Source organism: Halobaculum magnesiiphilum (genome assembly GCF_019823105.1).
GTDB lineage: Archaea > Halobacteriota > Halobacteria > Halobacteriales > Haloferacaceae > Halobaculum > Halobaculum magnesiiphilum.
In genome coordinates this window covers 2387776-2402525 of the sequence record NZ_CP081958.1, presented here as the reverse complement: position 1 = coordinate 2402525, position 14750 = coordinate 2387776, and the positions used below count along the sequence as shown (strand labels likewise).

General features: G+C 65.5%; 26 protein-coding genes. 14 read left to right on the top strand and 12 right to left on the bottom strand.

The genetic code is table 11. From position 1 onward, the window contains the following. The first annotated feature begins 50 nt into the window (after positions 1-50). On the top strand, positions 51-302 hold the full coding sequence (locus K6T50_RS12275; RefSeq protein WP_222606875.1) for a hypothetical protein: 252 nt from the start codon (positions 51-53) through the stop codon (positions 300-302). Positions 303-343: 41 nt separating this feature from the next. Here K6T50_RS12275 and K6T50_RS12270 read toward each other — a convergent pair whose 3' ends face one another. The 3 genes from K6T50_RS12270 to K6T50_RS12260 all read right to left on the bottom strand — a co-directional run bounded on the left by K6T50_RS12270 (position 344) and on the right by K6T50_RS12260 (position 1709). Continuing rightward, positions 344-559 carry a hypothetical protein gene (locus K6T50_RS12270; RefSeq protein WP_222606874.1) on the bottom strand — a complete coding sequence of 72 codons (216 nt, stop codon included), beginning with the start codon at positions 557-559 and terminating at the stop codon, positions 344-346. Positions 560-582: 23 nt separating this feature from the next. Next, positions 583-1068, bottom strand: coding sequence for a hypothetical protein (locus tag K6T50_RS12265; RefSeq protein ID WP_222606873.1), 486 nt, complete (start codon positions 1066-1068; stop codon positions 583-585). A gap of 374 nt (positions 1069-1442) precedes the next feature. Continuing rightward, positions 1443-1709 (bottom strand): helix-turn-helix domain-containing protein, encoded by a 267-nt coding sequence (locus K6T50_RS12260; protein WP_225935316.1) that lies wholly within the window; start codon positions 1707-1709, stop codon positions 1443-1445. A gap of 242 nt (positions 1710-1951) precedes the next feature. Here K6T50_RS12260 and K6T50_RS12255 point away from each other — a divergent pair, with 242 nt between their 5' ends. The 9 genes from K6T50_RS12255 to K6T50_RS12215 all read left to right on the top strand — a co-directional run bounded on the left by K6T50_RS12255 (position 1952) and on the right by K6T50_RS12215 (position 7026). Next, the gene (locus K6T50_RS12255; RefSeq protein WP_222606872.1) at positions 1952-2386 is read left to right on the top strand and encodes a hypothetical protein; all 435 of its coding nucleotides are present in this window, start codon (positions 1952-1954) and stop codon (positions 2384-2386) included. Then, a complete protein-coding gene (locus tag K6T50_RS12250) occupies positions 2383-2715 on the top strand; it encodes a hypothetical protein (RefSeq protein ID WP_222606871.1) in 333 nt (110 codons plus the stop codon). Before K6T50_RS12255 ends, K6T50_RS12250 begins: the two co-directional genes overlap by 4 nt. After that, positions 2712-2927 carry a hypothetical protein gene (locus K6T50_RS12245; RefSeq protein ID WP_222606870.1) on the top strand — a complete coding sequence of 72 codons (216 nt, stop codon included), beginning with the start codon at positions 2712-2714 and terminating at the stop codon, positions 2925-2927. The genes K6T50_RS12250 and K6T50_RS12245 overlap by 4 nt, the downstream gene beginning before the upstream one ends. Beyond that, entirely contained in the window at positions 2920-3183 is a 264-nt protein-coding gene (locus K6T50_RS12240) for a nucleoside triphosphate pyrophosphohydrolase family protein (RefSeq protein WP_222606869.1), read from the top strand. The genes K6T50_RS12245 and K6T50_RS12240 overlap by 8 nt, the downstream gene beginning before the upstream one ends. Continuing rightward, positions 3180-3377, top strand: a complete 198-nt coding sequence (locus K6T50_RS12235; RefSeq protein WP_222606868.1) for a hypothetical protein — start codon at positions 3180-3182, stop codon at positions 3375-3377. Before K6T50_RS12240 ends, K6T50_RS12235 begins: the two co-directional genes overlap by 4 nt. After that, a complete protein-coding gene (locus K6T50_RS12230; protein WP_222606867.1) occupies positions 3374-4189 on the top strand; it encodes a DNA polymerase sliding clamp in 816 nt (271 codons plus the stop codon). The genes K6T50_RS12235 and K6T50_RS12230 overlap by 4 nt, the downstream gene beginning before the upstream one ends. Then, entirely contained in the window at positions 4186-4713 is a 528-nt protein-coding gene (locus tag K6T50_RS12225) for a hypothetical protein (RefSeq protein WP_222606866.1), read from the top strand. Before K6T50_RS12230 ends, K6T50_RS12225 begins: the two co-directional genes overlap by 4 nt. A gap of 298 nt (positions 4714-5011) precedes the next feature. After that, positions 5012-6046, top strand: coding sequence for a tyrosine-type recombinase/integrase (locus K6T50_RS12220; protein ID WP_222606865.1), 1035 nt, complete (start codon positions 5012-5014; stop codon positions 6044-6046). A 506-nt stretch (positions 6047-6552) separates the two neighbouring features. Beyond that, positions 6553-7026 carry a hypothetical protein gene (locus tag K6T50_RS12215; protein WP_222606864.1) on the top strand — a complete coding sequence of 158 codons (474 nt, stop codon included), beginning with the start codon at positions 6553-6555 and terminating at the stop codon, positions 7024-7026. Positions 7027-7177: 151 nt separating this feature from the next. Here the strand turns inward: K6T50_RS12215 and K6T50_RS12210 are convergent, their stop codons facing one another. The 3 genes from K6T50_RS12210 to K6T50_RS12200 are packed head-to-tail and all read right to left on the bottom strand — an operon-like array spanning position 7178 to position 7843. Further along, a complete protein-coding gene (locus tag K6T50_RS12210; RefSeq protein WP_222606863.1) occupies positions 7178-7327 on the bottom strand; it encodes a hypothetical protein in 150 nt (49 codons plus the stop codon). Beyond that, entirely contained in the window at positions 7324-7686 is a 363-nt protein-coding gene (locus tag K6T50_RS12205) for a DUF7718 family protein (protein WP_425601407.1), read from the bottom strand. The genes K6T50_RS12210 and K6T50_RS12205 overlap by 4 nt, the downstream gene beginning before the upstream one ends. 4 nt (positions 7687-7690) lie before the next feature. Then, positions 7691-7843 (bottom strand): type II toxin-antitoxin system HicB family antitoxin, encoded by a 153-nt coding sequence (locus K6T50_RS12200; protein WP_222606862.1) that lies wholly within the window; start codon positions 7841-7843, stop codon positions 7691-7693. On the opposite strand from K6T50_RS12200, the gene K6T50_RS12195 reads away from it, so the two are divergent. Further along, positions 7836-8108, top strand: a complete 273-nt coding sequence (locus tag K6T50_RS12195; protein ID WP_222606861.1) for a hypothetical protein — start codon at positions 7836-7838, stop codon at positions 8106-8108. The two genes, K6T50_RS12200 and K6T50_RS12195, sit on opposite strands and share 8 nt — an antisense overlap. Before the next feature lie 77 nt (positions 8109-8185). Here K6T50_RS12195 and K6T50_RS12190 read toward each other — a convergent pair whose 3' ends face one another. Then, on the bottom strand, positions 8186-8857 hold the full coding sequence (locus K6T50_RS12190) for an HAD family hydrolase (RefSeq protein ID WP_222606860.1): 672 nt from the start codon (positions 8855-8857) through the stop codon (positions 8186-8188). A gap of 175 nt (positions 8858-9032) precedes the next feature. Between K6T50_RS12190 and K6T50_RS12185 the strand changes: the two genes are divergently transcribed. Next, positions 9033-9215 carry a hypothetical protein gene (locus K6T50_RS12185; RefSeq protein ID WP_222606859.1) on the top strand — a complete coding sequence of 61 codons (183 nt, stop codon included), beginning with the start codon at positions 9033-9035 and terminating at the stop codon, positions 9213-9215. Positions 9216-9278: 63 nt separating this feature from the next. Here the strand turns inward: K6T50_RS12185 and K6T50_RS12180 are convergent, their stop codons facing one another. Both K6T50_RS12180 and K6T50_RS12175 read right to left on the bottom strand, forming a co-directional pair. After that, complete coding sequence (locus K6T50_RS12180; protein ID WP_222606858.1) at positions 9279-10610, bottom strand: RNB domain-containing ribonuclease; 1332 nt, start codon at positions 10608-10610, stop codon at positions 9279-9281. A 267-nt stretch (positions 10611-10877) separates the two neighbouring features. Then, positions 10878-11207, bottom strand: a complete 330-nt coding sequence (locus K6T50_RS12175; RefSeq protein ID WP_222606857.1) for a DUF7562 family protein — start codon at positions 11205-11207, stop codon at positions 10878-10880. 148 nt (positions 11208-11355) lie between these two features. On the opposite strand from K6T50_RS12175, the gene K6T50_RS12170 reads away from it, so the two are divergent. Next, a complete protein-coding gene (locus tag K6T50_RS12170) occupies positions 11356-11850 on the top strand; it encodes an RNA-binding protein (protein WP_222606856.1) in 495 nt (164 codons plus the stop codon). 18 nt (positions 11851-11868) lie between these two features. Here K6T50_RS12170 and K6T50_RS12165 read toward each other — a convergent pair whose 3' ends face one another. Further along, on the bottom strand, positions 11869-12207 hold the full coding sequence (locus K6T50_RS12165; RefSeq protein WP_222606855.1) for a DUF8070 family membrane protein: 339 nt from the start codon (positions 12205-12207) through the stop codon (positions 11869-11871). A gap of 91 nt (positions 12208-12298) precedes the next feature. Next, positions 12299-13054 carry a DUF1028 domain-containing protein gene (locus K6T50_RS12160; protein ID WP_222606854.1) on the bottom strand — a complete coding sequence of 252 codons (756 nt, stop codon included), beginning with the start codon at positions 13052-13054 and terminating at the stop codon, positions 12299-12301. Between the two features lie 205 nt (positions 13055-13259). On the opposite strand from K6T50_RS12160, the gene K6T50_RS12155 reads away from it, so the two are divergent. Then, the gene (locus K6T50_RS12155; RefSeq protein WP_222606853.1) at positions 13260-13616 is read left to right on the top strand and encodes a cell division protein SepF; all 357 of its coding nucleotides are present in this window, start codon (positions 13260-13262) and stop codon (positions 13614-13616) included. A 30-nt stretch (positions 13617-13646) separates the two neighbouring features. Here the strand turns inward: K6T50_RS12155 and K6T50_RS12150 are convergent, their stop codons facing one another. Then, on the bottom strand, positions 13647-14663 hold the full coding sequence (locus K6T50_RS12150) for a PrsW family intramembrane metalloprotease (RefSeq protein ID WP_222606852.1): 1017 nt from the start codon (positions 14661-14663) through the stop codon (positions 13647-13649). Between the last annotated feature and the right edge of the window lie 87 nt (positions 14664-14750).

Genomic DNA, 14750 nt, shown 5'->3' with positions numbered 1-14750 from the left:
GTCCGGTTCTCTCAGCGCTTCAAGTGTGACTCTGCGCTCGCATCGGTCGCATGTCGACGAGTGATCGTGTCCTGGTTCCGCAGGACTCCGACGACGACGAACCGGAGGTCCGATTCGATATCGACGAGAACGAGTTCCGCTCGGGCGAGGTCGAGCTGACCCTCCGGCGCGGCAACGAGCGCGAACGGTTCCGCGTGACTGACGACGACGTGGCGATCTACGAGGGCACCTGCGGGATGGCGGCGTGGTGCGAGTCAATGATCCGCCGGCTCGGGCTGCACCTCGACGTGATCACGGAGTGATCAGGGTGATGAATACACTCTCAGCTTCAGCTGGCCGGTCCTCAGCTACCGCTCCGTGCTACGTAGTAGATGTAGCCGCGGATGGCAAGGACGAAGAACGCTGCGGTTGCCGCGAGGGCACCGATGAGATTCTGAATTCCTGGCATCGAAATCAGGCCACTCACGGCTATCCACAATGTGAGAAGGGCAAGCGTTGCGATCGACCCGATGTATGCGCCGTGTTCGAGTCGCTTGAGTTCTTGACGTGCGAGACTCATGGGATAGAGTCCTCCAGAACTGGTTACTCGCTGTTTTCCAGTTCAGTTTGGGACTCCTCTTTCGACTCGACCTTATCGCTGAACTCTCCTAAATGCACCTGTTCGATATCGTCGTTGGTATCTTCGGACTCGAAGTCCCCCAGCAGCGACTGGAATGGATCGTACTCAGATGTGAACACGGTGATCCCGGTGAGGGTGAACGCACCGTATGCGAGGTATAGCAAGAGTAAACCGACAAATAGCGACCCGTCGAGCGATTGCCCAATTCGTTGGGCGGCCAAACCGACAGCAAGGACAAGGGAAAACGCTCCTGCTGAAAGAAACTGTACGATCTGGATCTGCTCGCGTTCACTTAGAGTCTCCCGTCCGATCTCGAAGAGAAACCGGCTGGCGATCAAAATCAGCGGGAGGAGGAGCGCTCCAAATTCCAAAATTTTGAGCGCGATGTCGAGTTCTGAAACGCTCTGGAGGACCGGCGCCCCCGCACCGGCGATCGTCGTACTTCGCATCTACTTACGCAGGAAGGTATTCTCAGGGTTAAACCCTCGTCAGACAGCAGGATTCCTTGCAGAATCGGCCTCCGTAGGGCGTTTTTCGTCCACTTTCATTTTTAAGCCCATGAACCCTATTTCGGTATATGCGTTAGGGTGGATTTCACAGGCTTCCAGAGGCCGGTGCCCCTGCGAAATCTCAGGTCGTTGGTATAACAATCACTACCGGTTCGATTATTTCAGCGGGGCGATCAGACCGTCTGGAAGATGGCCTCATCGGCGTTTCGTATTGTCTCAGTATAGCGAGAGCACGAGCCACAGGAACGCGAGCGCGAACCCGAACACGGCGACGAGGAGCGCGACGAACAACACCCGAGCGCGGAAGTCGTACACTACTCCTCCGCGTCTTCGAGTTCGCCCGCCAGAAAGGATCGTCCCTTCTCTGAGAGCTGGTAGATCGACCCGGATTCATCGTAGTATTCGAGGAACCCGCGCTCGAACAGAGTTCGGACGTGCTCCCGGATCGTGGTCCGCTTCCAATCGGTATTCTCTGCGATCATCCGGGGATTCAACACGAGTTCGCGGTTCCCCCTATTCTCCAGTAATTCGAGGATATCGCGGTCAACCGGAGTCATCCACTCGGGGAGCCGCGGTTTCATCGATTCCGACACTCTCAGCGCCCCGCATTACTATTTTCATAGCAACCGGGCGGGATTCAAATCTGTATGTCACACCTACAGTTCTGTGGGCAAGAACTAAGTCATTCACCTTCAGACCTGTAGGTCACGAAGGCGCTTCGCGGACCCGTCGTTCGCCGATGGGTCCCTCTCGAAAACGATGCGGACCCCGCTGTTGGTGGCAGCGGGTCCGCGTGGGCCTTCGTGAGATAGGCACGAAAGCCATGTACGACGATACGACACGGGGGCTTGAAACCCCCGCACGAGACGGCGAATCGATTGTTGAGAAGACCGACCGTCCCGACTGCGGCCGCGCACTCGCCGACCACGGTATCGCGAGCGCCGGACCGGGCCGGACGCGGCTCGCGCCGTGCGGGCTCGACGTGAGCGGTGTGACGCTGCGCGAGGTCGCGTTCGCTCTCGACGGTGGCACGCGTCGAGTCGCCACCGACGGCGGCGAGGACCCGCTCGCCGAGTACGACACAAACGAGGTCGTCGCCGCTATCGCCGCGATCGAGAACGTCGGCGGCGAGCCGACCGTCGCGACCGTTCGCGACGTGATCGAGGCCGTCGACGAGGATGTCCAAGACGCCGACGAGACGATTGATGCCGCGTGGAACGACGCTGCTGAGACGGTCGCCGGAGGTGGGTCGGCGTGAGCGACTTTTCGATCGAGGAGCTGTCCGACGAGGAGATCGAGGCGGTGCTGAACTCTGCGGCGTTTCAGAAGGCCGCGAAGTACCGCCGGCTTGCGCAGGGTATCGAGGTCCTGAAAGAGGACGACGCGATCTACCAGAATCTCGTCTCGTCGATCACGACGCGCCACGGGTCGATCCGCTCGAAGGACTCGATCGAGGAGGCGCTCAACCTCCTCGTGGACGAGATCGAGACGTACACCGCCGACCTCGGTGTCGAGCCGACCGACACCGACGACGAGGGGACGCTCGACGACCTGTTCGTCGACGGTGACGGAGGTGAGTCGGCGTGAGCGACGACGGGATCGACGTTCGGGTCGTCACGCTGACCGACGAGCAGATCGAGGCGCTCGCGAACCGTGACCTCGCGATCGTCAAGACCGACGATCGCGCTCTCGGTCTGATCCACGCCGACCGAGCTGAGGAGGCGCGTGAAGCGACCGAGCAGCTCGCCCAGGCTCGCGACGCCGACTACGTGGTCACGGAGGTGGGCGAGCGTGTCTGATCGCGACTGCGCGGGAGCCTCGTCAGCCGTTTTCGACCGCTGGATCGGGAAGGCGGATGAGAACATCGAGGAGTGGGGCCTGCAGGACCGGGAGACGCTGCTCCTCGCCATGCAGGAGGAACTTGGTGAGCTGACGCAGGCCGTCCTCGAAACCGCTACCGAAGACGGCGATCCCGACCGGATCGACGAGGAGTTGGACGATCTCGGTGCGCTGCTGCTGCAGTTCCACGAACGCCGTCAGCGAGGTGGCCGATGAGCGATCTCGCCGAACTGCGCGAGGAGCGCGAGTCGGCGCGGCGGGCGTTCGAGGTCTCAGTCGCGATCGGGGCGTCCGGGACCGCTGAGTTCGCCCGCGAGTGGTACCGCGACGTGGCCGCCGAGATCGCGGGGGTGAAGGGGTGTCGAGCGGCGAGTGAGCGAGTTGCGGCCGACGGAGGGCGTTCTGCATGAGTTCTACGGAGACCACCAGCGACGACGACGAGCAGCACAGTACGACGAACGACGACGCGGCGCCGTTCGAGGCGATCATCGAGGCGCGTGTTCTCAACGACTTTCTCGATCCGATCGACGCGATCGTCGAGGAGTTCCGCTTGAACCTCCTGTCGGACGGCGTTAGTGCGGAGGTCGTGGACCCGGGCAACATCGCGATGGCCCGCGTTCACCTCGATTCGGACGCCTTCGAATCGTTCGAGGTCGCGAGCGAGGGCGGACAGCTCGGTGTTCCGCTGGTGAAGCTTCGGGAGCTGCTCGACTTCGCGGATCCGGGCGACTTGGTGTCGCTGTCGCTCGATCAGGAGACACGCAAACTGGCCGTCGAGTTCGACACGATCGACGCGAACGTCGCGCTGATCGATACCGACTCACTCCGTCGTGAGCCCGACATCCCCGAACTCGAACTGCCGGTGAAGGTGGCTCTTGAAGGGTCGCAGTACCGGCGTGGCGTGATGCTCGCCGACACCGTCTCCGACTACGTCCGGTTCATAGGCGACACTGAAGCGCGTGAGTGGCGGATGGACGCCGACGGCGATACCGACAGCAGATCCGAGCGGTTCAGCCGGGAGGACCTGATCGAGGGGCAGGTTCCCGACGATCACGAGTCGCTGTTTTCGACGGACTACCTGAAGGACCTCACCAAGCCGATTCCCGACGACAGCGAGGTGACGCTCCGGCACGCAACGGAGCGCCCCGTGAAGTTCGACTACGAGATCGGCGACGGCGTCTCGGTGAAGAACATGCTCGCGCCCCGGATCGAGGCACGATGAGCGCCGCAGCCATGGACATTCGCGCTGTGATCCCACGGCCGGCGCCGGAGGCGATCGAGATCCGCTGTCCGTCGATCGAGACGGCGCGGTCGATCCGACAAGACTTCGGCGCGTTCTGTCATTACGACGAGCGCGATCTCAGGTTTCGGACGGTGTGGCTCGTCGAGGATACGCCGGAGTTCTACAGGGAGCAGATCCGTGCTCGTGTCGAGCGAGATCGTGAGGACGAGGAACGGCGGTTCGGACAGGCCGAGCTCACGGACGCCGAACGCGGTCGCCTACAGCAGCGGACCGGGTGGACGTTCGGAACGCACGGTTTCCACGCGAGGAGCTGTAAGGCGATCGCCGTCGGGCTCGACGTGGACGATTGGACGGCGCACTACGATCACGAGCTGACCGTCGACGAGCACCGCGACATCTACCGCGCGGCGAGCGGTCGCGGCGGTCGGAACGTCACGAACCGGTCGCAGCCGACCCCTTCGAACGCGAACAGGTATCTCCCCGACGGAGGTGAGGACGCGTGAGCACCGTTCCGCGCACCCCTTCCGAGGTTCTCGTCGAGCTCCCTGGCCACTTGGTACGCGAGTCGTCACCGCCAGGACGCTGCGGCGACATCAAGTGCCGCGCCTGCCGGCGATGGATCACCGTCACACCCGACGGGCGGGAGCTGGGCCACTGCAGGTGGAAGGGGCGCTCGTACGGCGCGATCGATGGTCCGTGTCCTCACCGCCCCGAGTCGGTCGAACCGACCGGTGACGCCGCGGTGCGCCACGACGATCGTGACGTGCTCCGGGACGAGAGCGGTCACTTCGCGGGGTCTCGATGAGTGAGGATCGCGACCTACGACGCCGCGACCACCTCATCCCGATGTCGCCGTCGGAGGGTGTCGAGCGATTCCTCGACCACCGCGAGCAGCGCGTCGCGAAGTCGACGTACCAGAACAACCAGACTACGCTTGAGCAGTTCCTCGCGTGGTGTCGCGAGACCGGGATCGAGAACCTGAACGACCTGACCGGCCGGCTGCTCGCCGACTACGTCACCCACCGACGCCGGCGCGTGAAGCCGATCTCGCTGCAGAAAGAGCTGTCCGCGGTCCGGGTTGCACTCGAATATTGGGCTGATCTCGACGCTGTCGAGCCCGGGCTTCGCGAGCGAGTCCACGCTCCGGATGTCGCGGACGGTGCCGAGTCGCGCGACGTGCTCGTCGACGAGGAGACCGCCGAGCAGATCCTGCAGTACCTCGAACGCTACCACCGAGCGCAACGCGAGCACGTGGTGTTGGCGATCTGGTGGGACACCGGGATGCGCCTCGGCGCGCTCCGGAGCCTCGATGTCGGGGATCTCCGCGAGGAGGATCACGCCGTCTCGCTGCAGCACCAGCCCGACTCGGATACGCCGTTGAAGAACGGCCGCGAGGGCGAGCGGTGGGTGTGGCTCGGTGAGCCGCTGTACGCTCTCATCGAGGAGTACATCGAGATCCACCGGGACGATGTTCGCGACGAGCACGGTCGCCAGCCGTTGATCACGACGCGGAACGGCCGGGCGAGCGAGTCGACGCTTCGCGATATCAGCTACCGGTGGACGCAGCCGTGTCGGTGGGCGGAGTGCCCCCACGATCGCGAGCCCGAGAGCTGCGAGGCGTACGGGGCGCCGAACACGCCCTCGAAGTGCCCCTCGTCGCGGTCGCCGCACGGGTGGCGCCGCGGCTCGATCACGGACCACCTGAATCGGGGCGTGTCGCCGGAGGTCGTCAGCGAGCGGGCGAACGTCTCGCTCGAAGTTCTGTATCGGCACTACGACGCTCGGCAGCCTGACGAGAAGATGGCTGTCCGTCGTGAGCACCTGCAGGAGAAGTAATCACACGAAATGCGTCAGCACACTTCGCGGATTCAGCATCCGCACGAGAGCCGTATTGAAGCTCTCCCAGCGAGTCCATCCCGTTGCGTCTCGCTCTCGAAGGACCACAAAACGGCGAGTCACAACCCTGAAACGGATACGTTCTCCGTAGCCACGCGAAACGAACCCGAGAAGTACAGAGAGTTCACGGACATTCTCGGCGGTCTCAACGCCGTCGTGCGAAGGATGGCGGTTCTCCGGGATGGTGTTGCATGAGCGTCGCCGGCGAACCGAACTGGAGGAGTTCGGTTCACTGATAGGGGTGTAGCGAAGGCCACCCCATCAACAGACCACCGCCCCCGCAACGTGAGCCGCAGGCGAAGCGCCCCTCCGGGCGCGCGAAAAATTTCGCCAGAAGCAAAGAGAAACGGCTGTTAGGAAGGGACTGCATATCTCGCAGTTGCTACGAGACAGTGCGGAGCTGCACTGGCGAATGGGTCAGATCACGGCGCACGGACCACGAGCCTATGGTACTGCTACTCATGCCTTCAGGTATGGCGGGATCACGGTCCCATAAAGGGCTTAATCGGGAGCAGTACATCCTTTCGCACGTCCTCGTCCTCGGCGGTTTCTTGCTAATCGGTATCGGAGCAGTCCTTCCCTGGGTGGACAAGCAACTCCAGGTGAAAGTGTATGTATTGGGCATGCAGTCCGGACTCGAACGGATCGGAGTGCGCCGATTGCTCGTCGTCGCGGGCGTCGGAGTACTTGTTGAGATTGCCCGTCTCTTCGTTTCGGACAGGCGGACTGTCCTCGAGTTCGTGCTCGTTGGCGTCGGCGGGGTTGTCGCCGTGATGACCGTCCTCACGAGTCCGTTCACCAGCCTCTGGACGCCGGCACTCGGCGTCTACGTCACCCTTGCAGGGAGCCTCCTCGTTACGCTCGGGGCCAGCATCGCTCTACTCTCCACGCGACTCACCAACCACCCCCGAACGCACTGAGATCGAACAGGCCATCCCCGTACAGTACACGGATCTCCCGTTCGTCCGAGACGTGGTACTATCCTCGCCCTCCGACAATACTGGGACGGTGAGTATCGCCTCCGTATCTATCGCTGTCAAATATGTGGTCGAAGCACAAAACCGAGCGTCTCTACTCCTCGTCGCCGCCGCCCGCGATCCGCTTCCCGCCGGCACGGTAGTCCTCGGGGTCGCCGCCGAGATCCTCGGCGAGCGCCTCCCGCAGTTCCTCGCCCTGCTCTTCCATCGACTCCTTGAACTCCGCGAGTTCCTCGTCGGTCATCGGTTCCGTATCCCGTGCCATTCCTCGTACCTCTTGATATACCGTTCGCCGTGTTCGGATAAGTGTTCTTCGGCGAACGACAACGCCTCGCTCGGCGGTATCGGCGGGAACACCTCTCCACCGTCGATCTGCTCGCCGTCGCGGTACACGTCCATGTGGACGCCCTCTTCTAACACGTCGTGCCCGAAATCCGATTCGGGGTCATGGTCAAAGCGGACGACGGGTTCCCACCCGTCGCCGCGGTCGTACTCGATCTGCACGACGAAGCGGGTTATCGTCCCGTTGTCGGAGGTGTAGCCGATTCGCCGCCGAACGCGGTAATCGAGCGGCGTTGTGAACTCGCGATCGTACTCGCGCAGCCCGTCACTTATCTTCTCGTTCGAGGTCCAAGGCGTCGAGGTTCGATAGCGCCTCTTCCCGGGTCTCCCCGGTTCCGGTGACGCCGGATTCCTCGTCGACGGCGGCGAATTCGCCGTCGTCCGTCTCGATGAGACGGATGTCGCGCTTCGTGCTCATGCTCGGTAGTTGTCCGAAATCGGGCAAAAGCCTTCGGTCAGTCCTCGTCGTCGAGGGGATCGTCTATCACGGCGTCGAGGTCGTCCGCGTCCTCGTAGCTATCGCTATGCTGACTAATCCGTCGTCCGTCGACGCAGACATGCTCACGACGGTCGGCGGCTCGATCGCCTGGTTCGCCGCTGGCGTGCTCGCGTTCCAGATCAGGGTGTTCAGCCTCCCGCCGGCCGTTCACGCCCTCGAAGTGACTTACACGAATGCGCTGTGAGCAGTCGTGCGTTGTGAATCCGCAAGACAGGCGTAGTGGAACGCTCCCAGCGAGTCCACTCCCGTTTCTCCCGGCGCCTACGTCCCGGAGACGAGCGTCTCCCGAAGCTCGTGCAGCGAGTCGACGTCGAACGCCGGTTCCGGGTCGAGCTCGTCGTCGGTGTTGAACTCCCGGCGGACGAACGCGGCGTCGATACCGACGTTGTGCGCGGCGGCAACGTCGGAGGAGCGGTCCCCGACGTACACCGCCCGGTCGGGGGCCAGGTCCGCGAGCGCGCGGTCCATGTACCGCGTCCCCGGCTTCTCGGCGCCGACGTCCTCGACGCCCGGCCCGAGGCCGTAGTAGGTGTCGAAGCGGTCGCCCAGATCGAACTGTTCGAGAACGCGCTCGACCGCACCGTGTTGGTTATTGCTCACGATGCCGCGAGCCGCCGGGAGGTCGAGGAGGGCGCGGGCGTCGTCGTACAGTGCCTTCTCGCCCTCCGTCATCGCGGTCACCTGGTTCTCCGTGACGAGTTCGTTGCGGCGGCGCCACAGGTCGTCGAAGGCGACCCCGTGGGACGACTCGAAGAGCTCGCGGGCCGTCTCGAGCCCGCCCTCCAGCGTCCGGACGACCCGGAACTCCCGGGCGGTCGGGTCGTCGATGCCCGCCTCGGCAAGCGTCCGCTCGGCAGCGTCGTCGAACACCCACGACGGCGACCGCTCCACCAACACCCCGTCCATGTCGAACACGACGGCGTCGTACTCCATGGCACCTCCAACGGTCCCGGCTGCATGAGGCTGACGGGTCTCCCGCGACCTCCGATCGCCAGGTCACGTCCCCGAACGGGCGCACCGACCGAATCGCTACCTCGGCACCGTACCCCGGTTTCACTTTCACTCCGCATGGCTCGCGTACAAGTCCCCTCCGTACACTGTAGTGTGTATGAGCACGAGTTCGCCGGTCGCCCACCCGGAACGCGTCGACATCGAGACGAGCAGTCGTGCCCGCATCGACGTGACGGAGACGAGCGTCCACGAGGTCGAAGCGTTCCTCCGACGCAACGAGTGCCGCGTGCACTTCGAACGCCGCGGCGCGACGACCGACTTAGTCGTCGTGACGGAGTAATCGACGGGATTCAGGACGGGAACGGAGGAGAGTGCGTCGAGCGGCGCGTGGCCGCCGGTGCGACTACTCCGGGACGGTGTCCGGACGGTCGTACTGTGCGTCCTCGGGGTCGTCCATCACCTCGACGCCACGGTTGTTGACGGCGTAGGGGTCGAGCCCGACCTCCTGCATGAACTGCTTGTAGAGCCGTTCTGCCGTCTCGGCGTCCTTCTGTTTGTCCGAGGCGCTGTCGCACAGCTCGACGAGGGTCTCGGGCACGTCGTTCTCGTGGACGATCCAGTGGTTGATCAGGTCCGACAGGCGGCGGATGGGGCTGGTGAAGTGGCCGTAGATGTCGAAGTTGAGCGCGTGGTGGCCGCCGAACGGGTCGTTCATGTACTTCGCGCGGGGCATCACCTTCAGCACCGCGCGCTGGATCTTGTTGAGCTGCCGGTCGGGCGCCTCCTCCAGTGCGGCGTTGACGGCCATTCGGGGGTCGTCGCCCCACGCGTCGCCGGGGATGGAGACGCCGTCGAGCTCCTGGATCTCCTTGAGCGCCTCGTTCCACTGCTCGGGCGTCGGCTGCGGGTGGACGCGGTACATCGCCTCGACCCCGCGGTTCCACATCAGCTCGTGGGTGACCGCCTTGTTCGCCTTCAGCATGCACTCCTCGATGATGGTGTGTGCGCGATCGCGGCTCGGGTTCAACACGAGCGAGCCGTCCGCCTTGCGCTGCTCATGGAGCTGGTCGGCCACGTCGTACGCGAGGGTGCACTTCTCGTGCAGCGGCGCGTCGGGGTCCTCCAGGCGGCGCTCGCACTGCTTGTAGGTGAGGCGCTCGTCGGAGTTGATGACCGACTTGTAGATGTCCAGCTCCTCGAACGAGAGCGTCTCCTTGTCGAGGCGCATCTCGACGGTGTGGGCGAGGCGGTCCTCGTTGGGCACAAGCGAACAGACGGTCTCCGCGAGGATCGGCGGGAGCATGTGGATGGTGTACCCCGGCAGGTAGACGGTGTTGCCGCGCTCGACGGCCTCCTCCCACATCGCGGAGTCGGGGTGGACGTAGTGGCTCACGTCGGCGATGTGGACCCACAGGTGGTACTCGTCGCCGTCGTCCTCGATGGAGATGGCGTCGTCGAAGTCCTGCGCGTCGGCGGGGTCGGTCGTCCACGTGGTCAGCTCCCGGAGGTCCCGTCGCTCGTCGACCTCGTCCTGAATCTCCTGTTGAACGCCCTCGGTGCGGTCTTTCGCCTCACGTCGTACCTCGGGCGGGAACTCGTCGCGGATCTCGAACTCCGCGAACAGCGACTCGCGTTTGTCGGCGAGCGCGTCCGCGAGGCCCTGCGTGATGGTGACCGGACCCTGGTCCTCGGCGGTCCCCTGGGCCGGCTCCTCCTCGGGCGTTGCGTCACTCATGGCGCGGGGTACGGTAGTGTGGTACGTGAGGGTTTCGGGGAGCGCGTCGGCGAGCGAACGTAGTGAGCGAGCCGACGGAGGGACGGCGGCGCGCTTGCGTGCGCGCCGCCCACAGAACGTGCGCGGTTCGAGGAACGAACGAAGTGAGTGACGAGAACCGCGGAGAACCGGCGGCGAGGTCTCCGGGCCGAGCCGCCCACCGAACGGGCGGTTCGAGGAATGAACGAAGTGAGCGACGAGAACCGCGTCAGCAACGGAGTGAGCCGACTAGTCCCTGCGACCCTCGGTGTCCTCGGCGTCGGCCTCCGTCCCGCCGTAGCGACGGACGACCTCGCGCTGGTATGCCTCGACGTACGCTTCCTGTGAGTCGCCGCCGACGTCCGCCTCCACGTCGACCAACAGCGCCTCCAGGTCCTCGCGCGGCTGGTGTGACATGTCGCGATAACACTCCTTACAGAGGTACTCGAACTCCTTGTCGCGGCGGTCCCACCGATTTCCCTGCTTGTCGTACTCGCGGGCGTCCTCGCGCGAGAGGGACTCGCCACAGGCGATACAGACGACGGCGGACCGGTCCCGGTCCCGCCGGGATCCCCACATGATTCGTGATCCGGCGTCGGTGGACTTAGCGTTTATCGTGGGAACGTCGCACACGCCCACGCCCGAAAGCCGTCCACCAGGGCCGGAGCCCGGGGGTCGGTGCGGCGCCGAGCGGGCGATTTATCCGCCGACGCGCGGAGGAGACCACATGGACGTCAAGTCACGCCACCACCTCCGGAGCGACGCCGTCTCCGAGATCCGCGACGCGCTCGCCGACCGCCTCGGCGTCGATCTGGGGGGGGACTCCTTCGAGCTGGTCGAGCTCACCGACTCCCCGTTCGATCTCGTGCTCGTCGACGGCGAGCCGGACGTGCTGTACTACGAGGGGGACGGCGGCGACCGCGAGCCGTTCCTCACGGTCCGAGGGGCCAACGACCACCCGCCCGAGCGCGGCGTCGTCACCGTCGACGCCGGCGCGGTGTCGTTCGTCTCCGACGGCGCCGACGTGATGCGCCCCGGCATCACCGAGGCCGACGACTCCATCGCCGAGGGCGACCTCGTCGCCGTCGCCGAGGAGACCCACGGGAAGGTGCTCGGCGTCGGCCGCGCGCTCGTCGACGGCGACGAGATGGCCGGCGACTCCGGGAAGGTCGTGAAGTCGCTACACCACGTCGGCGACGAGCTGTACGAGTTCTCGGTCTGACCCGGCGCGCGCTCCCCCTCAGACGACGAACACGGCGACCGCGACGGCCACGGGGCTCCACACCAGCAGGCCGATCCCGTAGAAGAACACGCGCACGTCGGAGGGGAGCGACTCGGGCGCGTTGTCGGCTGCGTCGCTGACGGTTCCCGCGACCCCCATCGAGTCAGCGTTGGAGGCCGCCGTCGTCGTGCGGACGTTGCCGCCGCCGCTGACCGCCCACAGCAGCGTCGTGAGGCCGGCGGCGAACGTCACGACCGCCGCGGCGGTTCCAGCGACCCCGACGAGCACGGCGACGGTCCCGCCGGCGGCGACGAGGCTGTACCGGAGCAGTCCGCGGCGGAGGAGGGCCCAATCCATGCGATTTCGTGATTTCGTTCCGACAAAAACGGTTCGGCCGGACGGTCGCCCCGGCGACTCGATCGCGCCCCTGTCCCGCGCGCCGTCGGGCCTATTCGGCAGCGGCGTCGTCCCCGCTCGCGTTCCCCTCGGCGCCGTCCTCGCCGGCGTCGATGTCTTCCTCCTCCAACTCGTCGGCGTACTCCTCCATGAGGATCTCCCGCCCGCGTCGGGCCTCCTCGAACGTCTCGCGGAGGTCGCCGACGGGCGTCTCGCTGGCGTCGACCCGCAGGTCGTCGTAGTAGGTGCCGACCTCGCGCTCCTCGGTGGTCTCGACCTTCAGCGCGGCCGACTGCACCGGGAGGTGCTCGCGCTTGTCGCCGCCCTCGGCGTGGCCGGCTTCCAGCGCGTCGATCAGCCGCTCCGCGAGGGGGGCGTCGCCGAAGGCGTCCGACTCGTAGGCGCTCGCGACGGCGTCGATCACCGCCTCGCCCGTGAGGAGGTTGCCCGCGACGGTGTAGTTCTCCCCGCTCGTGTGGCCGTACCAGCCGTTGCACTCCTCGCCCGAGAACGTGAACGTCCCGTCGGCGTCGACGCCGTGGAGCTGGCGTTGCTCGGCGCCGTCGTCGGCGTTGAGCAGCGACTGGAGCGCGTCCTCGACGGCGAGCCCGTCGTCGATGTACTCGATGCCCTTGCTGCCCAACTCCACGTTCACGAGCGACTGCGTCGCGACCGCGCCGTTTTCCGAGGCGAACGGACAGAGGGTGCCGACGCCGGGCAGGCGGGTGGTGACGGCGACGCCGAAGCGAGTCTGCCGGTCGCCCTGCTCGTCGGTGTACTCCTCGCGGACGCAGATGCTGAAGGTCATGTCGTGCGTCGCTGGGTCGGGTCGGAGCAAAAAGGCGGGGTTCCCGGAACGCGGCGGCGGGGCGAGACGGGACAGGTCAGGCACCGCGACGGCGACCGGAATACCCTGACGGGGGCGACGCGGCGACCGAACCGACGCAGTGTGACGGACGTGTGCGTCGCGTCCGACGTACAGACTTATGGGTGGAGGGAGTTTGGTGGCGTACATGGGCATCATGAGTAAGATCCTCGGGGGCGGGGGGACCCACAGCGCCGAGGACTACGTCGAACTGGACCTCGACGACTTCGAGAACGCCCGGGGCGGTGCCGGGATGCAGGTCCACATCGCGGAGATCTCCGACCAGCGCGACGTGATCGACATCAAGGACGCCGTCTACGACGGCGACTTCGTCATCGCGGACATTACCCGCCACTCGACGACGGATCAGACGGTCGAACGCATCATCGACGAGCTCCGGCAGGTCGTCGGCGAGGTCGACGGCGACATCGTCCAGAAGGGCGACGACCAGCTCGTCATCACGCCCACCGGCGTGACGGTGAGCCGCGAGAAGCTGGGCGACTGACCCAGGTCGACGCGCCTCTTCTCCGAACAGTCAGGCGTCGAACTCGGTCAGCTCCGAGCGCTGTTCCTCCTCGGCAGCGGCGTCCGCCTCGTGAGCGTCGTTGTACGCCGCCCGGTACCGGTTGATCTTCCGCACGAGGATCAGCCCGAACACGCCGTCGAACAGCGCGATGTAGACGAACGAGGCGGCCAGCGGCGGCAGCCCGCCGAACACGTTCAACACGCCCGACCCGATACCGACGGTGGAGTTGTACGTCGCGTGGATGAGCGCCGCGATGATCAGCCCCTTCACGACGATGGGGCCGCGGTTCTCGGGGTTGAACTTCGCCAGGCCGAGGTAGTAGCCCGCGAACGCCGAGTAGATGACGTGTCCCGGCCCCGCGAGCGCGCGGGTGAACGTGATCCCCCCGCCGATCCCGATCAGTCCGAGCCCGAGGTCGAGTCCGGTCTGCTCGAGGCCGCGGGAGATGTACAGCGCGTTCTCGATGAACGCGAAGCCGAGGCCGGCCATCGCGCCGTACACCGCGCCGTCGAGGACCGAGTCGAAGCTGTCGTGGCTGTAGGCGTACAGCCGGACCGCGAGCAGCTTCACCGTCTCCTCGACGGGGCCGACGATCAGGAAGAAGAACGCCACCGTCCCGAGGAAGCCGATCGGGCGGAAGTACGGCTGGGCGACGGAGTTGAGGATCGCCGCGAAGTTCGCGGTGAGCACCCCGAGCAGGAAGGTCGCGACCAGCAGCCCGAGCGGTTCGCTCGTGGTGACGTCCGAGCGGTACACGTACGCGGCGAGCGCGAGCGCCGGGATCGCCGACAGCAACGTGAGCGCGCCGATCGCCGGGTTCGTCACCGCCGAGAACCCGCCGATCCCGATCAGCAACAGCGCCGCGACGAGGATCGTCCCCCACCGGGCCGAGCCCGAGAGGAGCCGATAGATGGCGACCGAGAGCCCGTCGAGCGAGGTTCGCTCCTCCCAGGTCGCCACGTCGTACAGATCCGTCGAGGAGTCCGCCGCCTCCTCGATCGGATCAGTTCGCTCCTTCTTACCCATCGTGTGTGGGTGGCGAGACGCGCCGACGCCTTGTGTCTTGTTGCAGGCCGGAGCCGCCGGTCGGATCGCGGGATCAGGCCCCGTGGC